Origin of the sequence: Staphylococcus sp. HMSC06C11 (assembly GCF_001808345.1) — a bacterium.
Lineage (GTDB): Bacteria > Bacillota > Bacilli > Staphylococcales > Staphylococcaceae > Staphylococcus > Staphylococcus capitis.
On the sequence record NZ_KV793032.1, the window covers coordinates 1 to 23,550 of the forward strand.

Consider the following 23,550-nt stretch of genomic DNA (forward strand, 5'->3'; position numbering starts at 1 on the left):
CACTTGTTGATAATGACGTACTAGCAGATTCTGATGCACTTATTGATCCTGAAGTACTGTCAGATAATGAAGTACTCGCACTTCTTGAGTTACTTAGGGAAGTACTCTCACTTAGTGAGCCTGAATCAGATATTGAGTCACTTGTTGATGTACTTGTACTGTTTGAATCACTTATACTTGTACTGTCTGAATCACTTATAAATGTAGAATAACTTTCACTTGTTGATGTACTTGTATTAGCCGATTCACTATCTGATACGCTAGTGCTTGCTGACTTACTTGTACTCTCTGATGCTTTTTGTGAATTACTCTCACTGATTGATTTTGACGTACTTTCAGCTGCTGATTTACTTTGCGAATCTGCAATACTTGTACTTTTTGATTTACTCTCACTGATTGAATTTGACTCACTTTCCGACGTTGATTTGCTTTGAGAATCTGATGTGCTTGTTGATGCACTCTCTGAATCCGACTTACTCGTTGACGCACTTTCTGAATCCGACTTACTCGTTGATGCGCTCTCTGAATTTACCTTACTTGTTGATGCACTCTCTGAATCTGCTGTACTTGTTGATGCACTCTCTGAATTCGCCTTACTTGTTGACGCGCTTTCTGAATTAGCTATACTATTGCTTTTTGATGTTGAAAGGCTTTTACTTGAAGAAGTAGATATGGAATCACTAGTACTATTTCTAGTAACATCATACTTAAATGTAGACGTTGATGTATTTCCAGTCTCATCCTTTGAAGTAATAGTTATGGTAAAACTACCCATTTTACTTGGCGTGCCACTAATCGTATTCGTATTCGAATCAAATGTAAGACCATCAGGCAAGCCTGATACTTCGCTAACTACTTTAGTCCCACTATTATCTGTTGTACTAATCGTAATTGGATTGATTGGATTATAAACTTCTGATGATTGATTACTAATCTGTGTAATCGTTGGTCCAGTAGAATCTTTAACTGTAATGACAAAGCTGCTATCTGAAGCATTACCAGTTGAATCTTCAGAATGCACTTGTACAGTCGTTGTACCTATATGAGTAGGTGTACCTGTAATGGTATTAGTAGTACTATCAAATGATAATCCATCTGGCAATCCTGTTACAGTTGTTTTAACCGGATCTGAACTATTATCTGTAACTGTAACGCTAATTGGTGACGTAGGTTTCCCTACTTCTATAGTTGGATTACTGACACTAATCGTCGTTTTTTGTGCATCATTAAATTTGTAAATGATAGTTTGACCGGCATTAGTCAATTTAACTGTACCTGTACTGTCTGTATAATTAGGTGCGCCAGTACTATCCACACCAGAATAGTTATATCCTTTACTCTTCATTGCATCGATTTGTTTATCAATAGTCGCACTGCCATCAACTTCACCAGCATATGTTTTAGGAGGGATAATGTCTTTACCTGTTTTAGCATCCACGTATCTTACTTGTGCCGTAGCAGATTGTGTATATTCAAATTTACCGAATTGAACTTGTTGAAGATTTCTAGCCCCACCTGTAGACGCAGTCATTGATAAAGAAAACGTCGTAGAACCACTTCTTTTAATCCAGTCGGACATGTTTTTAGTCCACGTTTGACCTGCATATGTAATGGTCATAACTTTTGTGTCACCATTATAATCAATCACAAAATCTTGGAGAGAGTTATCCGTTGGTTGCACTTTTAAAGGAGATGCACTATTTTCATCAGTTGTCGCAACTCCATTTGGATCTGTTGAGACAAACGCACCGAAGGCACCTTTCCCAATCATACTACCTGGATCTTTATTAGCTTTGGCATCCCCTTTAGGTTGTGAAGTATTATGGTAAGTATCCAATTTGAAACCAAATGCATTTTTTAATCCACCTATTCCTACAGCTGCACCTTCTTTACCAATCTCACCTAGGTTACCAGGAGAAAAGGCAAAACCTATACCGTCTCCCCCAACGATAGCAGTATCACCTGTTCCTTCATTATGTCCTTCATATCTACTACCAAGGTTGACCTTACCAGTAAAACGAAAACTACGATTTGAATCTAACCGTGTATTTAAACTAATGGCACCTTTCACACTATTCACATCTGGCGTTAATGTGACAATACCTGTATTTTTATCAAAAGTCGCTGAACCTGAAACATTCATATGATCGTTAAAGTTATCTTTAGTTACTACTACTGAATTTGAAGATACGCTTGACGCAGTAGTTGTTGTAGAAGCAGCTGGTGTAGCTGCCAATGTTTTAAAGACACTCATTCGACTGAATGTTCGCAAGTTACTTACTTTAGAGGCCGTTGATTCACTTGCTGATTGAGAGTTCTTATTAATAGTCGGCTTTTCTGAAGTATGAGTGCTTGCTTGGTTATTACTAGTATCTTTTTGAGTTGCTGTTTGGCTATGTTGAGTGAGTGTAGATTGACCCTCTTTTTTATTATTTGAACTTTCTGATGTTGATTTTAATTGTTGAGATTCCTGAGAAGTTTTTTCTGATGTGGATGTATTCTTAAGTTGTTGGGAATTTTTGTCATTATTCGTGGATGATGTATTTGAAACAGTTGATTTACTTATAGAAGATTTTTCTGAAGATGATTTAGATTGTTCGCTATTTTGTGCTTTATTCGTACTTTCACTAGCTTCTTTTTTTATGCTTTCACTATTTTGATTGTTTTCTACAGCTTTTTCGCTACTAGATTCGTTTTTATTTATCACTTCTGATGATGATGTTTTAGTAGTAGAATTTTTGATTTCACTACTTTGCTGCGTGGAATTTGACGTTGTGTTATTCGTTACCTTTGCTTGCGAATTTCTTATAGTAGTAGAGTTTTGATTGGCAACTGTTCCGCTATTAGATGAAATTTCTGAAGTCATTGGCGTCTCAGAAGCAGCTAACGCATGATGATCTTGAAGCATGTTGAATGTGAACGCTCCGCCGACTAGGGCCGTTGTCTTAGCAGCATTCTTCTTGAATCTACTACCTTTATTATCTTTAGTTTGGCTTTCTTTTTAAATATTTTTACTTAAAAAAGGCACTCCCATTGTTCTTAATAATTCAAATTCACTAATACTCGCTTTAACCCAGTTTTTACCGGACTTATAGAGTTTGACCCGGGCTTTTTCTTGGCCAAGACTCTTGTTAAAATCTCTTTCTTTTTTTGACATAATCGACCTCTCACTTATCCCTAAAAATTTGTAAAAAATAGTTATTTATACCATAAATATTCATTTTCTTAAGTATATAACCCGCTATATATAAAAAGCAACCAATTTAACACAATATTTATATAACTAAATTTTAAAAATATCGTTACGGTATCTTTATACACTTTAGGTGTAATTAGACGCTTAGATAAGCATGTTTTTTCGAAAAATAAACAAAAATTTTACCTCATAACTATTGAAATTAAATTCTTTTTATGAAAGCGTTATATTAATTTTATAGGTAAATCAATTAGGATTTAAATCGTTTTCAGCTATAAAATAAGTTTAGCTTGATGTATTAATATACATAAAAATGTATATAATAAGCCGACTTGATACATAGGGATTCAAGCCGACTTTATTGTTTTTCATTAGATTATTGGCAATTTATCTAAAGACATATACATTTATTTAAATTTCAAATTAATAAATAAATGTATATAGGACAACCTTGATTATATATTTCTTTTATCAACCTCTAAAGATTTTTTAACCATTTTATTCTTACTATCCTTATGTAAACCATCCTTGAGATAAATCCCCCAAAGAATGTAACAAAGAGCACCGATATTTATTGCGTTAAACATTACGATTTCTATGGTATTAGTCAGTAAGGTTGCTATAAAGAGCACAAACGTGAGTTTAAACATATATGTGGCTAAAAGCATAACTTTTAATACATATATCACATAACAAGTTAAACCAATTACCCCAGTAAACATCATAAGTTCAAAAACCATATTCCCTGCGACTATATCACTATTTTTAGTCAAACCGTGCAATGACATACCAAATCCATTCCCCATAAGCATATGTGTTTCTAGCACATTCTCGATATTTTTAATTTGATTATCCTTTGGCATTAAAACACTCTTAACTGAGTTACCATTTAACACAAAGCTTTTAATTAAATAATGAATTGACGGTTGAAAGATACTTAATATGATTATTGAAATTATTAAGGGAATCGTTAAATATTTATAACGCTTTTTCAAAATTAAAAGCAATAAAGAGAGAAATAAACATACTATAAATACAAACCATGCCAACTTAGAATGAGTTACATAAAGTTCAAAAATTCCCGACATCATAACAAACATGACGAAGAAGTTAAATTTATGATATTTCATAGATGAAATAATGAGAGTTAATAAACCTAATATAAGAAAGACTGCAAACGTATTTGAGTCATTGAAGAACCCTTTAAATGATTGTTCTTGAGAAAGAACTTTTATTAATGACATCACTAAAGGTATTAATGTAAAAAGAATGAATGTTACAACTTGATTCGCTAGCCATTTAATAAGTTCATCTACTTCTTTGATAAGATAAACTAAAGTAACAATAATGATTAATGGAATAAAGTAATTAATGAGTTTAGTTATTGAATAAAGAGGATCATTAGATGTAATCAAAGACATTATGATATAAATTAGCATCAAAGTGATTGAAGCTAGAGCAAAGGTAAATATCAGATAGCTTCTCACCCAACGTTTGATATGTCTAATTAAGAAAAATATTCCTATAACATAAATGAGAATGTAAATCGCATATGTAAGATCATACGCGCTATCACTCGTATCGAAAAATGAAATCATTAAATTTCTTGTAGTATAGAGGTAAATAAGTTGGATCACTCCAAGTATTCCTCTTTTTAACAAGAGAACCGATAAAATAATCGCTAAAAGTAGCAACCATTTATTATATAAACTCATTATAAAAATAAGACTTATCAATGTATTTTCTCTTAGAGTATGTTTATGTATTTTAAAAAAACGTTTCATTTAAATGTACTCCAAACCTTCTAGTTGTAAATTCTATTATGATGCTCTTGGAAAATGTAAATTGGGAACTTAAGTCTATAACTTATACGCTATAAATATTACAATCTTTTATCTATCGTTGATCTCAAACCTACTTTCACATTTAAAGATAGGTTAAACTTTATATATTCAATAATTTTATAATTCTATTTTTATTAAATAGCTTTCTATAATTATATCATGAGTTGTTAGGACACGAATACTTAATAACCACTACCATGATTCAACATAAGTCTAATAACCTTAAATTAAAAACCCGTTCAAAATGTTTTATGAACTTTGAACGGGTAGTATATATCACTTATTTTATATTGTTGATTGCATCCTTAATATCAGTTTGACCTGTTTGAATGAAGATATCTTTACCTTCAACTGCTGACGCATCAAGAGCTTCGATTAATACAGTTGCTACGTCTTCGCGAGGAATTGTATAGCTATTAGGATCTCTTGCGATATCTAATTCAGCATCAATTTTACCTGTACCTTCTTCATTTTGAAGTGGACCAGGGTGGACAATGGTATAATTTAAATTTGAATTTTCAATATATAGATCTGAGAAATGTTTAGCTACAGCATATGGTTTCATTACATCAGTTTCTTTATCAGGTTCAACACTATCAGTAGCACTTAAATGAACAAATTTCTTCACTTGATGTTTAGTAGCGTAGTCCACAGCTTTTTTAGCTCCCCACAAATCTACTAATAAAGTTTTATCTGCACCAGTACTACCACCTGAACCTGCTGTAAATATGACACTATCTACGCCTTCAAAAGCACTTGAAAAATCTTCCTCTAAATCTTGGACAACGACTTTATCTGCACCTAGTTCTTTTAAATCACTTACTTGTTCCTCTTTACGTACAAGTGCTACAGAGGAATGTTCAGTGTCTTTTAATTGCGAAATAACTTTTCTGCCCACTGCACCATTTGAACCAATTACTAGTACACTCATCATTAAAAGCTCCTTCCTCGAATTTTATATGCACATGCATATTAACATGCGTGTCATTCTCACTCAACTCATGTGCTTACGCTCGTAAAACTCTTTTTCTTTAAAAAAATAAGTATACCTGACGTCTTATTATAAATCTTTATGATTCATAACTTTTTATACGGTAGGCATACTTATTTTCAGATAAAATGACTAAACAATACGCTTACGGATAGCACCGGAAATTAGGTCGACAATCGCAACCATAATCACCAATCCTATTAAGATGATCCCCACACGATCCCATGAACGTGTTTGGAGTGCAAAGATTAACGGCGTACCAATACCTCCTGCACCTATTAGACCTAGAATAGAGGCAGAACGTAGATTTAGTTCAAATCGATAAAGAATTAATGATATAAATGAAGGTAATATTTGTGGTATCACTGCAAATATTAATGTTTTAGTTTTATTAGCACCACTAGCTTTTAATGATTCAACAGCACTAAAATCTAAACTTTCAATATCTTCAACAAAAAGTTTTCCTAACATTCCAACGGAGTGAATACCTAATGCAAGTACTCCAGAGAATGAACCTGGTCCTACGGCTTTGATAAAGATAAGTGCCATTACAATTTCTGGAAATACACGAATAATACTTAAGATAAATTTACTTATGCCAGTTACTGGTCTTAACTTCACCATATTTCTTGCACCTAAGAAAGCAAATGGAATACATATAATAGAGGCAATGAATGTCCCTATTACTGCAATTGCAAATGTTTCTAATAGTCCTCTAAGTAAGTCTTCACCGGCAGGAATATATATGTAGCCTAGATCTGGATGAAATAAGCCTTTGAATATGGACTTCAATATTTCAATCGATTTACTTTTTAATTCTAAAGCTGGCATACCTGCAAATGCCCAAATAATAATCGCTGCTACAATAACTGCAATAATCCAATTTTTTATAATTCTCTCACGATATCTCTTTGAATTGAGTTTGTATTTTTGTTCATTCATGCTAATTTTTCCCTCACTTTCGAACTTACAAAATCAATAATGACAACGATGAGGAGAGTAAATAAAATAATCATTGCCGTTTTCTTGTATTGGAATAAACCTAGAGTTTGATCGTAAAATAATCCAATACCCCCTGCACCTACAAGTCCTAAAACTGCCGATGCACGAATATTAATTTCAAAAGCGAATAAAACATATGACATGAATGAAGAAATTGCTTGAGGAACAACACCAAAGACAATCCATTTAACTTTATTTGCTCCTACAGCCGTCATAGCTTCCATAGGTCCTGGTTCAATTGTTTCTAATGATTCATATAGTAACTTTCCGATGATACAGATAGTTAATATGAATAATGCTAAAACACCAGGAATTTGACCAATACCAAATACCGCAACAAACACTGCTGCTAAAAGTAAGTCTGGAATTGTACGTACAATATTGAGAATAAATCGTGCTGGAATAGCAATCCATTTAGTTTGAACGATGTTGCTTGCACATAAAAGAGCTACAGGTATTGATACAATACTCCCTAAGAATGTGCCTACAATTGCCATACGAATTGTATCTAACATTGGTTTCGTAATTTGATCTAAGTAACTCCAATCTGGTGGTACCATCTGTCCAAAGAATGCACCAATTTGTGGAATACCTATCATTAAATCTCCAATACTAAAACCTGTATAAATAAAGCTCCATATGATGAGAGCCGCTATAAGAATAATTGTAAAGCTTGTTTTAATTGACATCTTTTTATTTAAATATTGATCATATTTACTCGTTGATGATGTAGGTGTTGCCATTTTACTCCACCCCTAACTTTTCATCTTCATTAATTGATCGACCATAAATATGATTGAAAACATCATCATCCGCTTCACTTGCTGGTCCATCATAGACAAGTTCTCCAGCTCTAAGACCTATGATTCTAGATCCATATTCCTTTGCTAAATCTACAAAGTGTAAATTGATTAAGATTGTAATTCCTAATTCTTCATTAATTTTCTTTAAATCATCCATAACTTGTTTTGTTGTTAAGGGGTCTAACGATGCAACAGGCTCATCCGCAAGAATGATTGCTGATTCTTGGCACAATGCTCGCGCGATTGATATACGTTGTTGCTGTCCACCTGAGAGTTGATCTGAGCGTTGATCGTACTTATCTAAAATGTTCACTCGCTCTAAGGCGTTAATTGCTTTGATTTTATCTTCTTTAGGGAATAAACCGAGTACCATCTTCCAAGTTGGATGATATCCCACTCTGCCACTTAGTACGTTTCTTAGTACGGTTGAACGTTTTACGAGATTGAAATGTTGGAAAATCATTCCAATGTTACGTCTCATTTCTAATAACTGTTTGCCACGCGCTTTCGTAATGGATTGTCCATCAATTGTAATATCACCTGAAGAAATATCATGTAGGCGATTGACAGATCGTAGCAAAGTCGATTTCCCTGCACCTGATAAACCAACAATAACTGCAAAATCACCCTTTTCAATGTTTAAATTAATATTTTTTAACCCCACGTGCCCGTTAGGATATACTTTATTAACATCCTTGAATTCAATTTGACTCATAACAAACACCCTTCTTTTATAAAGAAAAGCTAAGAAGCTGAATAGTTGATATCATCATCTTTCATTCAGTCTCCTAGCTTTTCTATTTTTTGACTCTATTCAATTTATCGTATGGTTGATTACTTCATGTCTTGAACTTCTTTTTCATATTTTCTTACGATATCGAAGTTAGAATCCTTTGTATCTGTGTATCCTTCGTGTGAATATACTTCACTAATGATTTTGTGACCTTTTTTAGATTTAGCGATGTCTTTAAATGCTTTTTTAAGTTTCTCTTGGAATTTTTTATCCATATCCGGACGTACTGAAATTGTATCGTTAGGAATAGATTCAGTTAGTTTTAAAATCTTAGTATCTTTAAAGACATTTGGTTGGTCTTTTTTAACTATAGTACGTGCATCTTGGAATACTGCAGCTGCATCAACGTCACCATTTAATAAAGAAATAACAGCTTGATCGTGACCTTTAACATTTACAATCTTCATATCTTTTGTAGCATTGATACCTGTTTCTTTTTTAAGTGTAGCTAATGGGAATGTGTACCCAGCTGTAGAAGTTACATCTTGTAGTGCGATTTTCTTGCCTTTTAAATCTTTTAAGCTTTTTATTCCTGAGTTTTTCTTAACTAAGATTTCAGATTTGTAATCATCCACTAATTTTTTATTAGATGAACCGTCTTTATTAACACCGTAACGTTGTGCTTGAAGTAATAAGTCTGCTGCTTTTTGATCATGAGCTAAAGTATAAGCAGTTGGTGGTAAGAAACCAACGTCTACTTTTTTAGACTTCATTGCCTCAACAATTGTGTTGTAATTCGTTGATACTGATACTTTTACAGGAATACCTAATTTATCAGATAATAACTTTTCTAAAGGCTTGGCTTTCGCTTCGAGTTTATCTGCATTTTGAGATGGTACGAACTGTACAGTTAATTCTTTAGGTTTATAATCTCCCGAACTTGAACCAGAATCTGATCCACTATCTGAACTTTTCTTATTGTTATCTAATGAACTAGAGTTCCCACACGCTGCCGCAAAGATAACTACCGATAATACAAGTACAACTAAAAACTTCAAATTCTTCATTCTCATAACTGTCCCCTTCACAATATAAGTTAGTGTAATATGTATATTTTAGAAACCATATTTATAGATTAGCACATCTAATAAGTAATGAGTATTTAATTTTAATTAAATTTATAAAAACTTTATATTAATTACTAAGGCTTTGTAAAAATATCGTTAAGTCTCTACTTACCCTCCAATTTTTATACTATAATTTTGAAAGGTATACATTTTTAATGAGGAGTAAATAAAGAGATGAAATTATTTAAAGTGTTAAGTTCAACTGTTTTAGCTACTGCCATTTCTGTAACTACGATTCAATCAGCTCATGCAACGACACAATCTACATCTTCAAGTTCGGGACAATCTGACCAAACCGTGCTTTTCGATAACTCTCATGCACAAACAACTGGTGCCGCTGACTGGGTAACTGACGGTGCATTTTCAGATTATGCAGATTCTATGAAGAACAAAGGATATAACGTTAAAGAATTAGATGGAGAAGCAAATATTAGTAATGAAACACTTAAAAATGCTCATATTTTAGTAATTCCGGAAGCTAATAATCCATTTAAAGAGAAAGAACAACAAGCTATTGTTAACTTTGTAAAACGTGGGGGTAGTGTCATATTTATTTCAGACCACTACAATGCAGATAGAAATTTAAATAGAATCGATTCATCCGAATCTATGAATGGATATCGTCGTGGTGCTTACCAAGATATGACAAAAGATATGAATAGTGGAGAGAAAAACTCTAAAGCAATGCAAGGTGTGAAAAGCTCAGATTGGCTTTCTAATCAATTCGGCGTTCGCTTTAGATACAATGCATTAGGCGATTTAAATACTCAGAATATTGTATCTAGTAAAGAGAGCTTTGGAATTACTAAAGATGTGAAATCAGTATCTATGCATTCTGGTTCAACTCTAGCTATTACTGATCCTGATAAAGCTAAAGGTATCGTATATATGCCTGAAAACTTATCTAATAAACAAAAATGGTCTCACGCCGTAGACCAAGGTATTTATAGTGGTGGCGGTACTAAAGAAGGACCTTACATAGCTATTTCAAAAGTTGGTAAAGGTAAAGCTGCATTTATTGGAGATACTTCACTTGTAGAAGACAGTTCTCCTAAATATCAACGTGAAGATAATGGCAAATCGAAAAAAACATATGATGGCTTTAAAGAACAGGATAATGGAACACTTTTAAAAAATCTCACAACTTGGTTAGGAAAATCAGATAGCCATGAATCAATGAAGGATACAGGTGTCAAAATTGATAATAAAACCCCATTATTAAACTTTGAAAAACCTGAAAATTCCACTGAACCTCAACATGAACCTTGGTCACAGCCAGAAAAAGGCTATAAATGGTATGACCGTTCAACTTTTAAACCTGGTAGTTACGGTAGTTCGCAAAGTGGTTCTTATAATAATGATGAAAGTAGCTCTAATGACAATAGCAACTCACATCATGACCAAACTGGTAACGCTGAATTCAACCTACCTCAAAGTATTCAGCCCAACCATCCATTTAAAGTAACAGTAAAACTTAAAGGTTATGATGCAAATAGTACAATTAATAATTTAACAGTTGGTATTTATAAAGATGGAGGTAAACAAATCGGTAGCTTCTCATCAGATGGGTCCCAATTTAGTCAACCAGGCTATAGTAAAGATCAAACTGTTAAAACGGATAGTAATGGAGAAGCAACATTAACACTTACTGCTAAAGTTTCTGAAGATATTAATGGTGCTCATATTCGACTCAAACAAGGTAAAAAAGTAGTTACAACTACAGACATTCATTAACACTATAGATATAATATTTAAAAAGAGGTCGGGACGAAAGTTTTAGGATTGAAGCAGAACCATAAGTTTTACTGCTAAAATCCCGCTTTGGGACATCATAAATTAGTTTCCCAAAGCTTAAACTTTTAAAGTCCCAACCTTTTCTTTATCAAAGGAGGTTCTAGGTGGATGACTCAATTAGCATTTTATGTTGTAAGTGATGTGCATGGATTTATCTTTCCAACTGACTTCTCACATCGTGATGTTGAATTACCCATGGGATTATTAAAAGCTAATCATATCATTGAACAAGACTGCTCTCACTATGACGGCAGTATAAAAATAGATAACGGCGATTTTTTACAAGGTTCCCCTTTGTGTAACTATTTAGTTTCTGAATTAGCTACTAGTCGTCCATTAACCGATATTTATAATCGTTTAAATTTTAATTTCGGTACAATTGGAAATCATGAGTTTAATTACGGTCTAAAGTATCTTAAACAAACCATACATCAGCTTGATTATCCTATGCTATGTGCAAATATTTTAGAAAATGGAGAACCGTTTACAGGGCAAGGTATCACTTACATAAAAAGTCAGGGGTTAACTATAGGTGTAATTGGCTTAACAACGCAGTTTATTCCACATTGGGAACAGCCTGAATACATTGAAACTTTGACATTTCAAAGTGCTGTTGAAACTCTTTCTTCCCAATTACCTGAATTGCGAAAACAAAGTGATGTAGTAGTCGTAAGTTATCATGGTGGGTTTGAACGTGATTTAGAAACTGGTGAGCCTACGGAAGCTCTGACTGGAGAAAATGAAGCTTCTGAAATTTTGCGTTTATTCAGTGATGACATTGATGTATTAATTACTGGTCATCAACATCGTGATATTGCTACCATTTACAATCAAACTGCCGTCATACAGCCTGGTACAAGAGGGACTAAAGTTGGAAAAATCGTCTTAAATATTGAACATGACAATGACGTTCAAATAGAGAATTGTCACTTATTAGATGTCGAGGATTGTTCAAGTTTTGAAATAAATCAACAAGATCAAAATTTAAGAGTTCATTTAGAAGATTGGCTAGATAAGAAAGTTGCAACTTTACCTACTTCAATGCGAGTTGAGAATGCTTTTGATGCTAGAGTTAAGCCTCATCCGTTTATTAATTTACTAAACTACATTTTACTTGAAAGTAGTGGCGCTGATATTACCTGTACTGCCCTTTTCGATTCTGCTAAAGGCTTCGATAAAGATGTGACTATGCGTGATATCATCAACAACTATCCATTTCCTAACACATTTAAAGTAATCGAACTTACAGGTCGTGATATTAAATTAGCTATTGAACGGTCAGCTGCTTATTTCGATTTACATGATGAGGAAATAAGTGTGAGCGCAGACTTCCTTGAGCCAAAACCTCAACATTTTAATTATGATATCTTTGCGGGAATAGATTATACGATTCATGTAGGTCGTGCTCTAGGAGAACGAGTGAGTGATTTATTTGTGAATGGGAAGCCTTTAGATGAACATAAAAGCTACACTATTTGCGTCAATAATTATCGTGCTGTTGGTGGTGGTAATTATAATATGTATGAAAATAAACCAATCATTAAAGACATCCAAATTGAAGGCGCACAACTATTAATCAATTACTTATCAACTAACGACTTAAGTCATATACCTAAAGTTGTAAATTTCAAAGTCGTAAAATGAGAGGTGCAAGTTATGTCAGAATTTAACCTTTTTATAAATGACATCGAGAATGAAGCGCATCGTGAAAAATTGAGACACTTATTTGAATGGATTGAAACACAATATTCAGATTTAACACCAGTAGTGAAATGGAATCAACCAATGTACACGTACAACGAAACGTTTATAATTGCCTTCAGCAAAGCCAAACAACATTTCTCAATTATGCCTGAAGCAGCTTGTTTGAAACAATTTAAGCAACGTGTAACTAACGCTGGTTACACACAAACTGAAAATTTATTTAGAATCAAATGGAACCACGAGATTGATTATGATTTAATCGGTGACATGATTAAACTAAATATGGAAGAGAAAAAAGATTATACGAAATTTTGGAGAGATCATAAGTAAAGAGTGATTTATGATGTGAGTTTATTTATATTAAATCAATTATGCCTGCTCGCTAAGGATAGCGAACAGGCATTTTTTAATTAATCATTGAATGTAATGTGTTTCTTTTCATAAATATTATTAAGAAAGTTAAGAATGATACCTAGAATAATGATACCACCTGAAATAAATGTAATTTGAATATATGGTAAACCTATAGATAATAGAATCGAACCAATGATTGCGCCTAAGAAATTCGCTACATTGAATACTGATGCAGCCAATGTACTTGCAAGTAGTGGCGCTTCATGAGCACTTAATATAATTTTACTATTGAGTAATGGTGTCGTACCAAAAGTTCCAAAACCAAACATGAAACATACAATTAACGCTAAAACTGCGTTATGCACAACAGTAACAAATAAAATAATTGTGATGAATAATAATAAAAACGTAAGATAGAGATTTTTAGTTAATTTATGTTCTGGAATACTTCCAGTAACTAAATTACCGATAACGCCACCAAGACCAAACATAAATAGACACACTGTAAGGCCTACCACTTTATAAGGTGAGAAATCTCTAATCATTGGTTCCATAAAAGTATAAGTTGTAAATACGCCACTATATCCAAATACAATGATAGAAATAACTATAAGGATATGTGGATTTTTAAATACTTTTAATTCTTTAGCAATATTGGCTTCTGCACTTAATGATACTTTTGGAACAAATTTAATCATACCTAACATTGTAATGATAGCTAATAGGATCATTACACCAAATACTGTTCTCCAATTTGCGAATCCACCAAGAAATGAACCAAACGGCACACCAATCATTACCGCGATAGTTAACCCAGCTTGAACTAAGGCAATTGCTTGTGGTTTCTTAGCGGGAGGAGCAACCGCAGCCGCTACACTCATACATACACCAAAGAATGGCGCGTGCATTGCTGCTGACATCAATCTAGATAATAGCAGTATATTAAAATTAGGAGCTAACATACCCACTAAATTACTGACAATGAATATAGCCACTAGAATAGGCAATAATCGATGTCCATGCACTTTTAAAGTGAATATTCTCATGAATGGACCAATCACAGCTACACTAATTGCATAGACACTTATTAGTAAGCCAGCGCTTGAAATAGAGACTTTCATGTCGTCAGCAATTTGCGTTAACAAACCGGTCACTACATATTCTGCCATACCTACTGTGAAAGTTCCTAACATGAATATGAAGAACATCATTTTGTTTTCTCTCATTTTTGCTTCCTCCCTTATTATTTTTTCTCAAAAAATCAACATGAGTGATATACTATAAAAAATTATGGTACTTGTGAAGAGGTATTTAGAAATTAATTTTTGAGTTTAAACTCAAGTATCATAAGCTTTCATTTTGTTTTCATTATAATAAAATTAAGACAATTTTAGATAACGTGGTATTAAGCCAATTGTAAAATGATTAATTAAAATACTTTTTAATATAGATAAATTGAAATGCATATTCATAATTTTTGTCGATTTTGTGACAGCACATTCCAATTATATATTTATCTTCCCTATTGAAATAAATATTAACGACGACTTTTGAAAAATCACACTGTAACTGTTATGTTTATTTCAGTATTAAAATAGGAGGAGAATAATGAGTTCAACACCCACAGAGAAAAAGAAAAAACGAAAATTTGAATGGTTTTGGTGGTTCGTGGATATTATTATAGATCTTATTTACTATTTAATTATTGGTCTAGTTAAGGTATTTAAACAATGGAATTAATGAGTGTATGAAATTGGTATTTACATAAATTTAAAGAAAATAACATTTTCTCTTTACAAAAGAATATGAGCGTTTTATAATAGTTAATGTTCTGATTTTGGAGGGATACTCAAGTCTGGCTTAAGAGGCCAATCATTCGTGATTGGTAGGAGCTTTTAGCTCGCGTTGGTTCAAATCCTTCTCCCTCCGCTACTTTATTAAAGGGCAAGTTCTTATTACAAGAACCTGCCCTTTTTTGTTTGCAATTTGATTTTGCAAAACCAAATTGAACGTGTTTCTTCTATTATATGGTATATATTTTAAGATTAGTTTTCTATTATATAAAAAGCCATAGCATGTTTTTAGAATTGGGTCAGAAACATAATTTTGAAAATTATCTTCATGGTCCTTATCTAAATGTTACACACTATGGCTTACTTAATTAAATCACATTGTTTACTTTTGTGATTATTTATTTATGTGGTTTGAACGTCTTTTGAGGTGCATAAATCGTTGTTTTGTATTTATCTGCAATTTTTTGTGTTTCACGATCGATTCTCTTGTTAAATACTGAGTTAGGCATCTCATTAGCATTACCAACATTATATTCTAATTCACTGTATTGCTCACTAGTCATACCTTTAGGAGGCATACCACCATATGGTCTAGATCCCATATTCGTACGTCCTTGTTTATCAAACTCTTTTAAAGCTTCCATTTTACCTTTATATTCTTTATTACTAATAGCTCCATCTTTTTTTAATTTTTTTAGTGATTCAACTTTTTCCTTATAAGTAGCGAAGTTGCCATGATGATAGTCGCTCGCATTTGCTACTCCTGTTACGCCTGATAAAGCAATCGTACCTGCTAATACTGCACTACTTAATAAAGTGACTTTCTTCATTAAACTGTAACCCCTTTCAGAAATTTTGAATTTTACATATTCTACGTTATCACAGATTTTTAATTATTTCATTTATGTTACATAATTTTTACCATATTTTTACATCATTGACTTGTAATTAAATTGCTTAATTAACTTTTATTTTTAAAAATTAAAAAAAAGAGCACCCACAATGACGATTGTAGATGCTCAAATATATTATAAATTTTATTAACTAAATGTCTATGACTCATGTTTATAGGCTGTTTTCGATTATATATGAATTTAACAATCTTAATTAAGCCTCTATAATTTTAACTTAACTATAACTAGGTTCACGATCAAATTTTGAAATACTAAAATCACACTTATGAACAACTCTTATTAAATTTGAATTATTCAAATCTCCAAGTAATTGTATAAAATTCGAATTTTATTAGCTATAACTTTAGAGTCTCAATTTTTATATATATTGTCAACTATTTTTTGGTTTCAAAAAAATATGCAATGCAATTCCTTATAAAAATAAGAGATTTATTACATACTAGTTACCAAAATTATTTTTTTATAAACACATTTAATAAAGAATATACTTGGTCTTTATAGCAATTCTTATTTTCTTCAGTAACCCCGAATCTTTGTGAAAAGGACGCTCTCAGATACCAACTCTCTAAAAAAAGGAGTATCAAATTTTGAAAATCTTCTTTACCCATAGATATATTGGAGGAATCATAATATTTTATAATTTCACTATCTAGCACTTCATTAACTCCTAAGAGATGATTATGGATCTCTGAAGATAACTCTTCTGGTGCACTGGATAATTGGACGTATAACCTGATATACCTTTCATCAATATCAAATATAAATTCAAATAAAAACTGGTAAAGCCCATCTATAGAGTAGTTAGAATCGTTGTTGCTCTCAAGAATGAAAGTTTTAAAGTAATTAAAACAGTTTTCTACGCTTTTACGGTAAATTTCTTCTTTGTTGTCATAATGATAGTATAAACTCGCTTTCTTGATGTTTACACTTTTAGCGATATCATCAAGTGTAGTACCGTAATACCCCTTTTCAGAAAATAAGGTTATTGCATTATCAATAATCTTATTCTTCAATTCTAAAATCTCCCCCTTATTTAATTTAAATTCGTTATATTACAGGAAAATTAAGTTAAAATTACAAATATTACTGTTCAAGTATAACAACATTCTATTGCAAATTGAAACACTTTCGATTAGTATATGCGATACAGCCTAACTAACGAAAGGTAGGTAGATAAGTTGCAATTTTTTAACTTTTTACTTTTTTACCCCATTTTTATGTCCATTTACTGGATTGTTGGGGCGTTTTATTACTTTTTCACTAAAGAATTTCCTTTTAGTAAGAAGAAAGTAATCTCTAAAAACAAGGACCAGATTGAAGGTATCTCTTTCTTGCTGGCCTGTTACAACGAGAGCGAAACTGTTAGAGATACACTCTCAAATGTGTTGGCTCTCAACTATCCAAAAAAAGAAATCATCATCATAAATGATGGTAGTTCAGATAATACCGCTGAAATTATTTATGAGATGAAGCAACATCACGACTTTAAATTTGTTGATTTACAGGTAAATAGAGGAAAAGCTAACGCTTTAAACGAAGGCGTCAAACATTCTTCATATGATTACGTCATGTGTTTGGATGCAGACACAATCGTTAATCAAGATGCGCCATATTATATGATGGATAACTTTAAACAAGATCCTAAACTAGGTGCTGTTACAGGTAATCCACGTATACGTAATAAAAGTTCTATATTGGGGAAAATTCAGACGATAGAATACGCAAGCTTAATTGGATGTATCAAACGTAGTCAATCACTTGCTGGTGCCATTAATACTATTTCTGGAGTGTTTACATTATTTAAAAAAAGTGCACTTAAAGAAGTTGGTTATTGGGATACTGATATGATTACTGAGGATATTGCTGTTTCGTGGAAACTGCATCTTGCAGATTTTCGTATTAATTATGAACCACGTGCCATGTGTTGGATGTTAGTACCTGAAACGGTTGGGGGGCTATGGAAACAACGTTTGCGATGGGCTCAAGGTGGACATGAAGTTCTATTAAGAGATTTTTGGGCAACAATGAAATCTAAAAAATTATCGCTCTATATCCTCATGTTTGAACAAATAGTTTCAATTATTTGGGTTTATATGATTTTGCTGTACTTAGCATTTCTATTAATGACAGCAAACTTCTTAGATTACACATATTTGAAGTATAGTTTTTCAATATTTTTCCTATCATCATTTACGATGACCTTTATCAATATTATTCAATTTACAGTTGCTTTGTTTATAGACAGTCGCTACGAAAAGAAAAATATCGCTGGTTTAATATTTGTGAGTTGGTATCCGACAATCTATTGGATTATCAATGCCGCCGTTGTCATTTTCGCATTTCCTAAAGCATTAAAAAGAAAGAAAGGTGGCTATGCTACATGGTCAAGCCCAGACAGAGGAAATATCCAACGGTAAAATCGTCGTTGAATATAGTTAGGGAGAGCTTATTCATTGCGATATCTTGTGCATTTTGGATTTATTGCGTAGTCGTTATGATTGTATATATCGGAACGCTAATCAATTCTCAAGTGGAAAGTGTGATAACAATACGTATCGCTCTTAACGTGGAGAATATTGAAATTTATAAGATCTTTGAATTAATGGGATTATTTTCAATTATCATTTTCCTATTCTTCACATTTAGTTTGATTTTCCAAAAAATTAAGAAAGGTCGTGAAGTATGAAACCTTTCAAATTCATCTTCATTAGCTTAGTAGTGATGTTAGTAATGACGAATGTAACACCTAGCTTTCATCATTATGCACAAGCCGATGAAGACCACAAGAAGTTAAAGTATAAGAAGAATAGCGCTTTAGCGTTAAACTATCACAGAGTGAGAAAAAATGACCCGTTAAATGACTTTATTACGATTTTCTCTAGTAGTAAGGAAATTAAAAATTATAGTGTGACAGATAAAGAATTTGAATCACAAATCAAGTGGCTTAAGAAACATGATGCAAAGTTTCTTACTTTGAAAGAGTTTTTGAAGTATAAACAGAAAGGGAAGTTTCCAAAACGTAGCGTATGGATAAATTTCGATGATATGGATAAGACAATTTATCAAAATGCTTATCCAGTACTAAAAAAATATAAAATTCCTGCAACTGGCTTCGTGATTACAGGACACGTTGGAGAGAAGAATTTTCATAATTTGGATATGATCACGCAGCCTCAATTATCAAAAATGTATCGTTCAGGACTTTGGGACTTTGAAACACACACGAATGATTTACATTCTCTTAAGAAAGGAAATAAATCTAAATTTCTAGAGGCGTCTAATGTGTCTGCTATTAAAGACATTGAAGTAAGTGAAGATGAACTAAAATCGAAGTTTGGTAAAACACAACATGCCATTGCTTACCCCTACGGTCTAATCAATAATAGTAAAATTCAAGCTTCTAAAGATGCAGGTATGAAATACGGATTTACATTGAAGGAGCAAGCAGTCACTCCTCATGATAATAATTATAAAATTCCACGTATTTTAGTAAGTAACGACGCATTCGAAACTTTAATTAAGAAATGGGACGGTTTCCATGAATAAAAATAGACTTGAATTAGTATATTTACGTACTTTTATTTGCATCATTATTATAGTGACACACTTATTAACTCAAATCACACTAGAACATGAACATTTGTCAGGGAGTTCTCTTGTTCTACAATATTATATTCGGAATATAGTTATCTTTGGAACTCCAAGTTTTATTGTATTATCACAGTTGCTAACAACATTAAATTATAAATCTGTAAGCGTACAATATTTGATTTCTCGGTTCAAATATATCTTTATTCCATATTTATTAGTGGGATTATTCTATAGTTATAGTGAATCATTATTGACTGCTTCTTCTTTCAAAAAGCAATTTTTTGAAAATGTAATATTAGGGCAATGGTACGGTTATTTCATCATTATCATCATGCAATTCTTCATATTATCTTACTTAATTTATAAAATTAATTATAAACTGTTTAACAGTAAGATATTATTAGTATTAGCATTTGTAGTACAACAAACATTTTTATACTACTTTAATCATAGTGATGCTTTCCATACATTTGTAAAACATTACTATCCTTTAAGTGAAAATACGATGATATTAGGATGGATTTTTTATTTCTTTTTAGGTGGTTTCATAGGATATAACTATCAACGTGTCCTATCATTCTTAGAAAAATATCTCGTTATCATGATTATGTTAGCTTTAGGTTCATATGTATTATTTATAGCACTTTCAGGTGATGATTATTGGAATGTAACAAGCTTCACTTATTCACTTACGTTATACAATAGTATTATGTTCTTTGTGCTTATTGGCATTTGTGCGCATTTTAAAACGATGCTATTAAACACGGTTCAAATGATAAGCGCATTTTCGTTTTTCATCTATTTATTACATCCAATTATCTTAGATTCACTATTTGCTTATACCAATATCTTTGAAGATAACACGGTCGTCTTCTTAGCGGTTTCCTTGTTAATGATTATCGGAATATGTATTGGTGTTGGCATGATGTTAAGAGAATTTTATATTTTTAGATTTGTTATTGGCAAACAACCGTATAAGCTACAATTTAATAACTATCAACCTAGTTGGAAATCACACTAATGTTGAAAAAGCCTCCCACAGAGATATAATAACTGGATCTCTGTGGGAGGCTTTATGTAAAGCTGTTATCTCATTATGAGAATAATGTTTTTAAGACTTTGAAAAATGAGCCGATTAATTGAAATGCATCACCTGTCATTGGATTCACTCCTTTTTAAATAATTTTTAAAATTCATGTTTCATCGTTATGCTTTTTTAGTTGATGTCAGTTTTTCACTTTGAACTAAATCATCTGCAAGTCCATGCCAGAATTGTTGTAGTTCCTCTCTTGAGCGTACTGTATCTGAGCTATCTTGTCCAACAAAGTCCACATGATCCCAGTCATGTTTAGTTGGTGTCACTTGCCATACACCTTTTTGATTTTGGTCTGTAGCTTCAACATATTTTTGATTGAATGGATGTTGAGAAGAAATAACTGATACTAAACCGTCATTTTCTCTCCATTCTTTCTCTTTAGCTTTACCAATAACATTGGCAGTTACCGTGAATGGGAAGAAAAGATTTAAATCTGCTTTTTGTCTACCAAATAGACCTTTATGCGTAGATTCACCTGTATATGTTTTATAAACAATATTAGGATTTAATGATGTTTTACGGTTAAGGTCAGTCGCACCATCACGAGTTAAATCATTGAAACCATTATCTTTAGATTTCCATAATTTAGATTTTTGAACTCTCTTCACATAATCAATACGTGATTCGTTTGGTTTTTGTTTAAGACCCCATTGTGATAATCCAAAGTCTACGCGAGAGTTTTTATTACCGAATGCTCTTCCTAAATCATACACAACTTGACGTACTAGCGCTTCATTACCCAATTCATCTGATGCGTGCGTACCATTATGTGGTGTACCTAAAGTTGTGATTGAAGAAACCATATTGTCATTATTACCTTTATATAATGGAGAAATTTCGCCACCATGTTCTTTTTGATATTTAACTTCTTCAGGATTTCCGTTTCTTAGTAACTCTTCTAATTGACGGATTGTTTGACCACCCATACTATGTCCGACAAGATGAACTTTTTGGCCTGGTTTCCAATCTTTGTATACACCTTCATATGTTTTACCGTAACGTTTATGACCATATTTCGCAGCATGTGCGGCACCATAATCTACACGGCCACCTTTAATATAGTAATATAGTTCAACTGCGCGATCGTAGTTACTACCAAATGCACTAATACTTGCTTCATAAGATTTATAACCATTCTCTTCTAAATCTTGACGGATATTCATTTTATCGCCGCCCCAATAATGTGCAAGCACTGAAGGATTGATATCATCAGTGAAACCATTGAAACCGTGAACTAAGATGATTGGATCATGATTTTTATATTGGCTTTGTTTAGCCGCTTTATTTGTTTGATCTTTCTGTTGTTTCGTTGTTTGTTGCTTAGATTTTTTATTTGTAGTAGCTACAGCATTACTCTTAAGCGTACCTAATCCATCTTTAGAATCTTTATCATTGTTAGATGATTCATCTTTCTCAGATTTAGGATTTGCTTTGTCACTTACACTCAATGCTTGCGTTTTGTGGTTATCTGTTTCAGCTGGAGTCTCTTCTGAAGTTGCTTCGTCTTGCGCTGACACTTTTTGCTGTTCTTCTGCATCATTTTCTTTATCTTGTTGTGATGCTTTTGGTTTTGTTGCAGTTGCAGTCGCAGTTTGAGTTTGAGTTTGATCTTTATCAGTTTGAGAAGCTTCAGTTTCATCTTTAGCTTGATTTTTTACTGCTCTGTCTGATTGAGTTGTCTCTTTATCTGAAGATAAGTCGTCTTTTTGTTGGTTATTTTGAGTGACTTTTTGTGAATCTTTTTGTGAATCTGATACTTCTTCTGTTTTATCTTCAGTTTTTGGATTGTCTTGTTTTAGATTATCTTGAGTCTCAGATGAATCTTTTTCACTTTCTTGATTTTGATTCACTTCTGGTTTAGATTGAGTTGATTTATCTTCATCAGATTTTTCTGTTGGTTGTGTTTGAACATCCGTTTGTTCTTCTGTTTGTTCAGATTTTGAGTCCGCTTGGTTAGCGTCCTCTTTACTATTATCTACTTGTGAATCCTCACTAGATTCCACTTGTTCATCTGATGACTTAGTTGAATTTTGAGTTGCATCTTGTGCAGAAGTTTGTTCCTCTTTACCTTGTTCTTCAGTAGACTTCGTTTGTTCTGTATTTTGTGCTGAATTTTGTTCTTCAGTTTCTGAATCTTGTTGTTCAGTGTTTTGATTATTTTCATTATGTAAGCTTGTTTGATTATCATTAGCATTTTCGCTATTATCTTTTTCAACATTTGGCTGTTCAGACGTAGTTTCTTTAGCTGATTGAGACGCGTCATCCTCTGTCGCCTGTTGCCCATTTGAATCTTCATTTTCATCCCCAATAGATTGTGCTGTTGCCTTCTCAGGATTTCCCTGTTCCTGATTTTGTTCGGCCGCTTGTGCTGAGCCTCCACCCATAAATAATAAAGCTGCGATTAAGATGGATGATGCCCCCACACTAAATTTACGAATACTATACTTGTTTTGTCTTGTTTTCATAGTAAGCACCTCTCTATTTGTTTATTTTTGAAAAATGAACTCCACAATAGCGTATTTCTAAATAAATAGATTTACGATTGCGCGTGGTAATAATTCAAAGATCTTGCTAAATATCGCTTTAATAGCTTCCATAATGACCATCC

20 protein-coding genes and 1 tRNA gene are annotated in these 23,550 nt (G+C 32.6%); 9 read left to right on the forward strand and 12 right to left on the reverse strand.

Annotated features, from left to right (window positions below; all coding sequences use genetic code 11):
• The 8 genes from HMPREF3154_RS01820 to HMPREF3154_RS01850 form a co-directional block, all read right to left on the reverse strand.
• Nucleotides 1-2,908 (reverse strand): lectin-like domain-containing protein (locus HMPREF3154_RS01820; protein ID WP_371089584.1); only part of this gene is annotated, 2,908 nt, incomplete at its 3' end.
• 93 nt (nt 2,909-3,001) lie between these two features.
• Nucleotides 3,002-3,157, reverse strand: coding sequence for a KxYKxGKxW signal peptide domain-containing protein (locus HMPREF3154_RS11755; protein WP_083292096.1), 156 nt, complete (start codon nt 3,155-3,157; stop codon nt 3,002-3,004).
• Between the two features lie 494 nt (nt 3,158-3,651).
• Nucleotides 3,652-4,617 (reverse strand): hypothetical protein, encoded by a 966-nt coding sequence (locus tag HMPREF3154_RS01825; protein ID WP_239682404.1) that lies wholly within the window; start codon nt 4,615-4,617, stop codon nt 3,652-3,654.
• Between the two features lie 703 nt (nt 4,618-5,320).
• Nucleotides 5,321-5,971 (reverse strand): SDR family oxidoreductase, encoded by a 651-nt coding sequence (locus tag HMPREF3154_RS01830; RefSeq protein ID WP_030058899.1) that lies wholly within the window; start codon nt 5,969-5,971, stop codon nt 5,321-5,323.
• A gap of 192 nt (nt 5,972-6,163) precedes the next feature.
• A complete protein-coding gene (phnE, locus tag HMPREF3154_RS01835) occupies nt 6,164-6,973 on the reverse strand; it encodes a phosphonate ABC transporter, permease protein PhnE (protein WP_002434989.1) in 810 nt (269 codons plus the stop codon).
• The gene (gene phnE / locus HMPREF3154_RS01840; protein ID WP_002435050.1) at nt 6,970-7,776 is read right to left on the reverse strand and encodes a phosphonate ABC transporter, permease protein PhnE; all 807 of its coding nucleotides are present in this window, start codon (nt 7,774-7,776) and stop codon (nt 6,970-6,972) included. Before phnE (HMPREF3154_RS01840) ends, phnE (HMPREF3154_RS01835) begins: the two co-directional genes overlap by 4 nt.
• Before the next feature lies 1 nt (nt 7,777).
• Nucleotides 7,778-8,551 carry a phosphonate ABC transporter ATP-binding protein gene (phnC, locus tag HMPREF3154_RS01845; protein WP_030058897.1) on the reverse strand — a complete coding sequence of 258 codons (774 nt, stop codon included), beginning with the start codon at nt 8,549-8,551 and terminating at the stop codon, nt 7,778-7,780.
• Nucleotides 8,552-8,670: 119 nt separating this feature from the next.
• Nucleotides 8,671-9,636 carry a phosphate/phosphite/phosphonate ABC transporter substrate-binding protein gene (locus HMPREF3154_RS01850; RefSeq protein WP_030058895.1) on the reverse strand — a complete coding sequence of 322 codons (966 nt, stop codon included), beginning with the start codon at nt 9,634-9,636 and terminating at the stop codon, nt 8,671-8,673.
• A 234-nt stretch (nt 9,637-9,870) separates the two neighbouring features.
• Here HMPREF3154_RS01850 and HMPREF3154_RS01855 point away from each other — a divergent pair, with 234 nt between their 5' ends.
• From HMPREF3154_RS01855 to HMPREF3154_RS01865, 3 genes are all read left to right on the forward strand, one after another.
• Nucleotides 9,871-11,430, forward strand: coding sequence for a motility-associated ABC transporter substrate-binding family protein (locus HMPREF3154_RS01855; RefSeq protein WP_070474255.1), 1,560 nt, complete (start codon nt 9,871-9,873; stop codon nt 11,428-11,430).
• A 168-nt stretch (nt 11,431-11,598) separates the two neighbouring features.
• Nucleotides 11,599-13,134, forward strand: a complete 1,536-nt coding sequence (locus HMPREF3154_RS01860) for a bifunctional metallophosphatase/5'-nucleotidase (protein ID WP_030058891.1) — start codon at nt 11,599-11,601, stop codon at nt 13,132-13,134.
• A gap of 12 nt (nt 13,135-13,146) precedes the next feature.
• On the forward strand, nt 13,147-13,524 hold the full coding sequence (locus tag HMPREF3154_RS01865; protein WP_030058889.1) for an iron chaperone: 378 nt from the start codon (nt 13,147-13,149) through the stop codon (nt 13,522-13,524).
• An 80-nt stretch (nt 13,525-13,604) separates the two neighbouring features.
• Here the strand turns inward: HMPREF3154_RS01865 and HMPREF3154_RS01870 are convergent, their stop codons facing one another.
• Nucleotides 13,605-14,774: an MFS transporter gene (locus HMPREF3154_RS01870; protein ID WP_002434998.1), complete on the reverse strand. Its 1,170-nt coding sequence runs from the start codon at nt 14,772-14,774 to the stop codon at nt 13,605-13,607.
• A 382-nt stretch (nt 14,775-15,156) separates the two neighbouring features.
• Here HMPREF3154_RS01870 and HMPREF3154_RS11595 point away from each other — a divergent pair, with 382 nt between their 5' ends.
• Both HMPREF3154_RS11595 and HMPREF3154_RS01875 read left to right on the forward strand, forming a co-directional pair.
• A complete protein-coding gene (locus HMPREF3154_RS11595) occupies nt 15,157-15,288 on the forward strand; it encodes a hypothetical protein (RefSeq protein WP_002435053.1) in 132 nt (43 codons plus the stop codon).
• A 99-nt stretch (nt 15,289-15,387) separates the two neighbouring features.
• Nucleotides 15,388-15,477: transfer RNA gene (locus tag HMPREF3154_RS01875), tRNA-Thr, on the forward strand.
• Nucleotides 15,478-15,739: 262 nt separating this feature from the next.
• Here HMPREF3154_RS01875 and HMPREF3154_RS01880 read toward each other — a convergent pair.
• The gene (locus tag HMPREF3154_RS01880; protein WP_049326420.1) at nt 15,740-16,171 is read right to left on the reverse strand and encodes a hypothetical protein; all 432 of its coding nucleotides are present in this window, start codon (nt 16,169-16,171) and stop codon (nt 15,740-15,742) included.
• Nucleotides 16,172-16,707: 536 nt separating this feature from the next.
• A complete protein-coding gene (locus HMPREF3154_RS01885; protein WP_030058885.1) occupies nt 16,708-17,268 on the reverse strand; it encodes a TetR/AcrR family transcriptional regulator in 561 nt (186 codons plus the stop codon).
• Nucleotides 17,269-17,433: 165 nt separating this feature from the next.
• On the opposite strand from HMPREF3154_RS01885, the gene icaA reads away from it, so the two are divergent.
• From icaA to icaC, 4 genes are read left to right on the forward strand one after another with little or no spacing between them, the layout of a single operon-like run.
• A complete protein-coding gene (gene icaA / locus HMPREF3154_RS01890) occupies nt 17,434-18,672 on the forward strand; it encodes a poly-beta-1,6 N-acetyl-D-glucosamine synthase IcaA (protein WP_030058883.1) in 1,239 nt (412 codons plus the stop codon).
• Entirely contained in the window at nt 18,636-18,941 is a 306-nt protein-coding gene (gene icaD, locus HMPREF3154_RS01895; RefSeq protein WP_023350944.1) for an intracellular adhesion protein IcaD, read from the forward strand. The genes icaA and icaD overlap by 37 nt, the downstream gene beginning before the upstream one ends.
• Nucleotides 18,938-19,801 carry an intercellular adhesin biosynthesis polysaccharide N-deacetylase gene (gene icaB / locus HMPREF3154_RS01900; RefSeq protein WP_030058879.1) on the forward strand — a complete coding sequence of 288 codons (864 nt, stop codon included), beginning with the start codon at nt 18,938-18,940 and terminating at the stop codon, nt 19,799-19,801. Before icaD ends, icaB begins: the two co-directional genes overlap by 4 nt.
• Nucleotides 19,794-20,867: a polysaccharide intercellular adhesin biosynthesis/export protein IcaC gene (gene icaC / locus HMPREF3154_RS01905; protein ID WP_002454230.1), complete on the forward strand. Its 1,074-nt coding sequence runs from the start codon at nt 19,794-19,796 to the stop codon at nt 20,865-20,867. The genes icaB and icaC overlap by 8 nt, the downstream gene beginning before the upstream one ends.
• 185 nt (nt 20,868-21,052) lie before the next feature.
• Here icaC and lip read toward each other — a convergent pair whose 3' ends face one another.
• The gene (lip, locus tag HMPREF3154_RS01910) at nt 21,053-23,407 is read right to left on the reverse strand and encodes a YSIRK-targeted triacylglycerol lipase (RefSeq protein ID WP_070474258.1); all 2,355 of its coding nucleotides are present in this window, start codon (nt 23,405-23,407) and stop codon (nt 21,053-21,055) included.
• Nucleotides 23,408-23,550: the final 143 nt, after the last annotated feature.

Excerpts from the sequence above, each read along its gene's own strand:
- HMPREF3154_RS11755 (WP_083292096.1), bottom strand. The coding sequence starts at position 3,157 with ATGTCAAAAAAAGAAAGAGATTTTAACAAGAGTCTTGGCCAAGAAAAA.
- HMPREF3154_RS01825 (WP_239682404.1), bottom strand. The coding sequence starts at position 4,617 with ATGTCTTTGATTACATCTAATGATCCTCTTTATTCAATAACTAAACTC.
- HMPREF3154_RS01830 (WP_030058899.1), bottom strand. The coding sequence starts at position 5,971 with ATGAGTGTACTAGTAATTGGTTCAAATGGTGCAGTGGGCAGAAAAGTT.
- phnE (WP_002434989.1), bottom strand. The coding sequence starts at position 6,973 with ATGAATGAACAAAAATACAAACTCAATTCAAAGAGATATCGTGAGAGA.
- phnE (WP_002435050.1), bottom strand. The coding sequence starts at position 7,776 with ATGGCAACACCTACATCATCAACGAGTAAATATGATCAATATTTAAAT.
- phnC (WP_030058897.1), bottom strand. The coding sequence starts at position 8,551 with ATGAGTCAAATTGAATTCAAGGATGTTAATAAAGTATATCCTAACGGG.
- HMPREF3154_RS01850 (WP_030058895.1), bottom strand. The coding sequence starts at position 9,636 with ATGAAGAATTTGAAGTTTTTAGTTGTACTTGTATTATCGGTAGTTATC.
- HMPREF3154_RS01855 (WP_070474255.1), top strand. The coding sequence starts at position 9,871 with ATGAAATTATTTAAAGTGTTAAGTTCAACTGTTTTAGCTACTGCCATT.
- HMPREF3154_RS01860 (WP_030058891.1), top strand. The coding sequence starts at position 11,599 with ATGACTCAATTAGCATTTTATGTTGTAAGTGATGTGCATGGATTTATC.
- HMPREF3154_RS01865 (WP_030058889.1), top strand. The coding sequence starts at position 13,147 with ATGTCAGAATTTAACCTTTTTATAAATGACATCGAGAATGAAGCGCAT.
- HMPREF3154_RS01870 (WP_002434998.1), bottom strand. The coding sequence starts at position 14,774 with ATGAGAGAAAACAAAATGATGTTCTTCATATTCATGTTAGGAACTTTC.
- HMPREF3154_RS11595 (WP_002435053.1), top strand. The coding sequence starts at position 15,157 with ATGAGTTCAACACCCACAGAGAAAAAGAAAAAACGAAAATTTGAATGG.
- HMPREF3154_RS01880 (WP_049326420.1), bottom strand. The coding sequence starts at position 16,171 with ATGAAGAAAGTCACTTTATTAAGTAGTGCAGTATTAGCAGGTACGATT.
- icaD (WP_023350944.1), top strand. The coding sequence starts at position 18,636 with ATGGTCAAGCCCAGACAGAGGAAATATCCAACGGTAAAATCGTCGTTG.
- icaB (WP_030058879.1), top strand. The coding sequence starts at position 18,938 with ATGAAACCTTTCAAATTCATCTTCATTAGCTTAGTAGTGATGTTAGTA.
- icaC (WP_002454230.1), top strand. The coding sequence starts at position 19,794 with ATGAATAAAAATAGACTTGAATTAGTATATTTACGTACTTTTATTTGC.
- lip (WP_070474258.1), bottom strand. The coding sequence starts at position 23,407 with ATGAAAACAAGACAAAACAAGTATAGTATTCGTAAATTTAGTGTGGGG.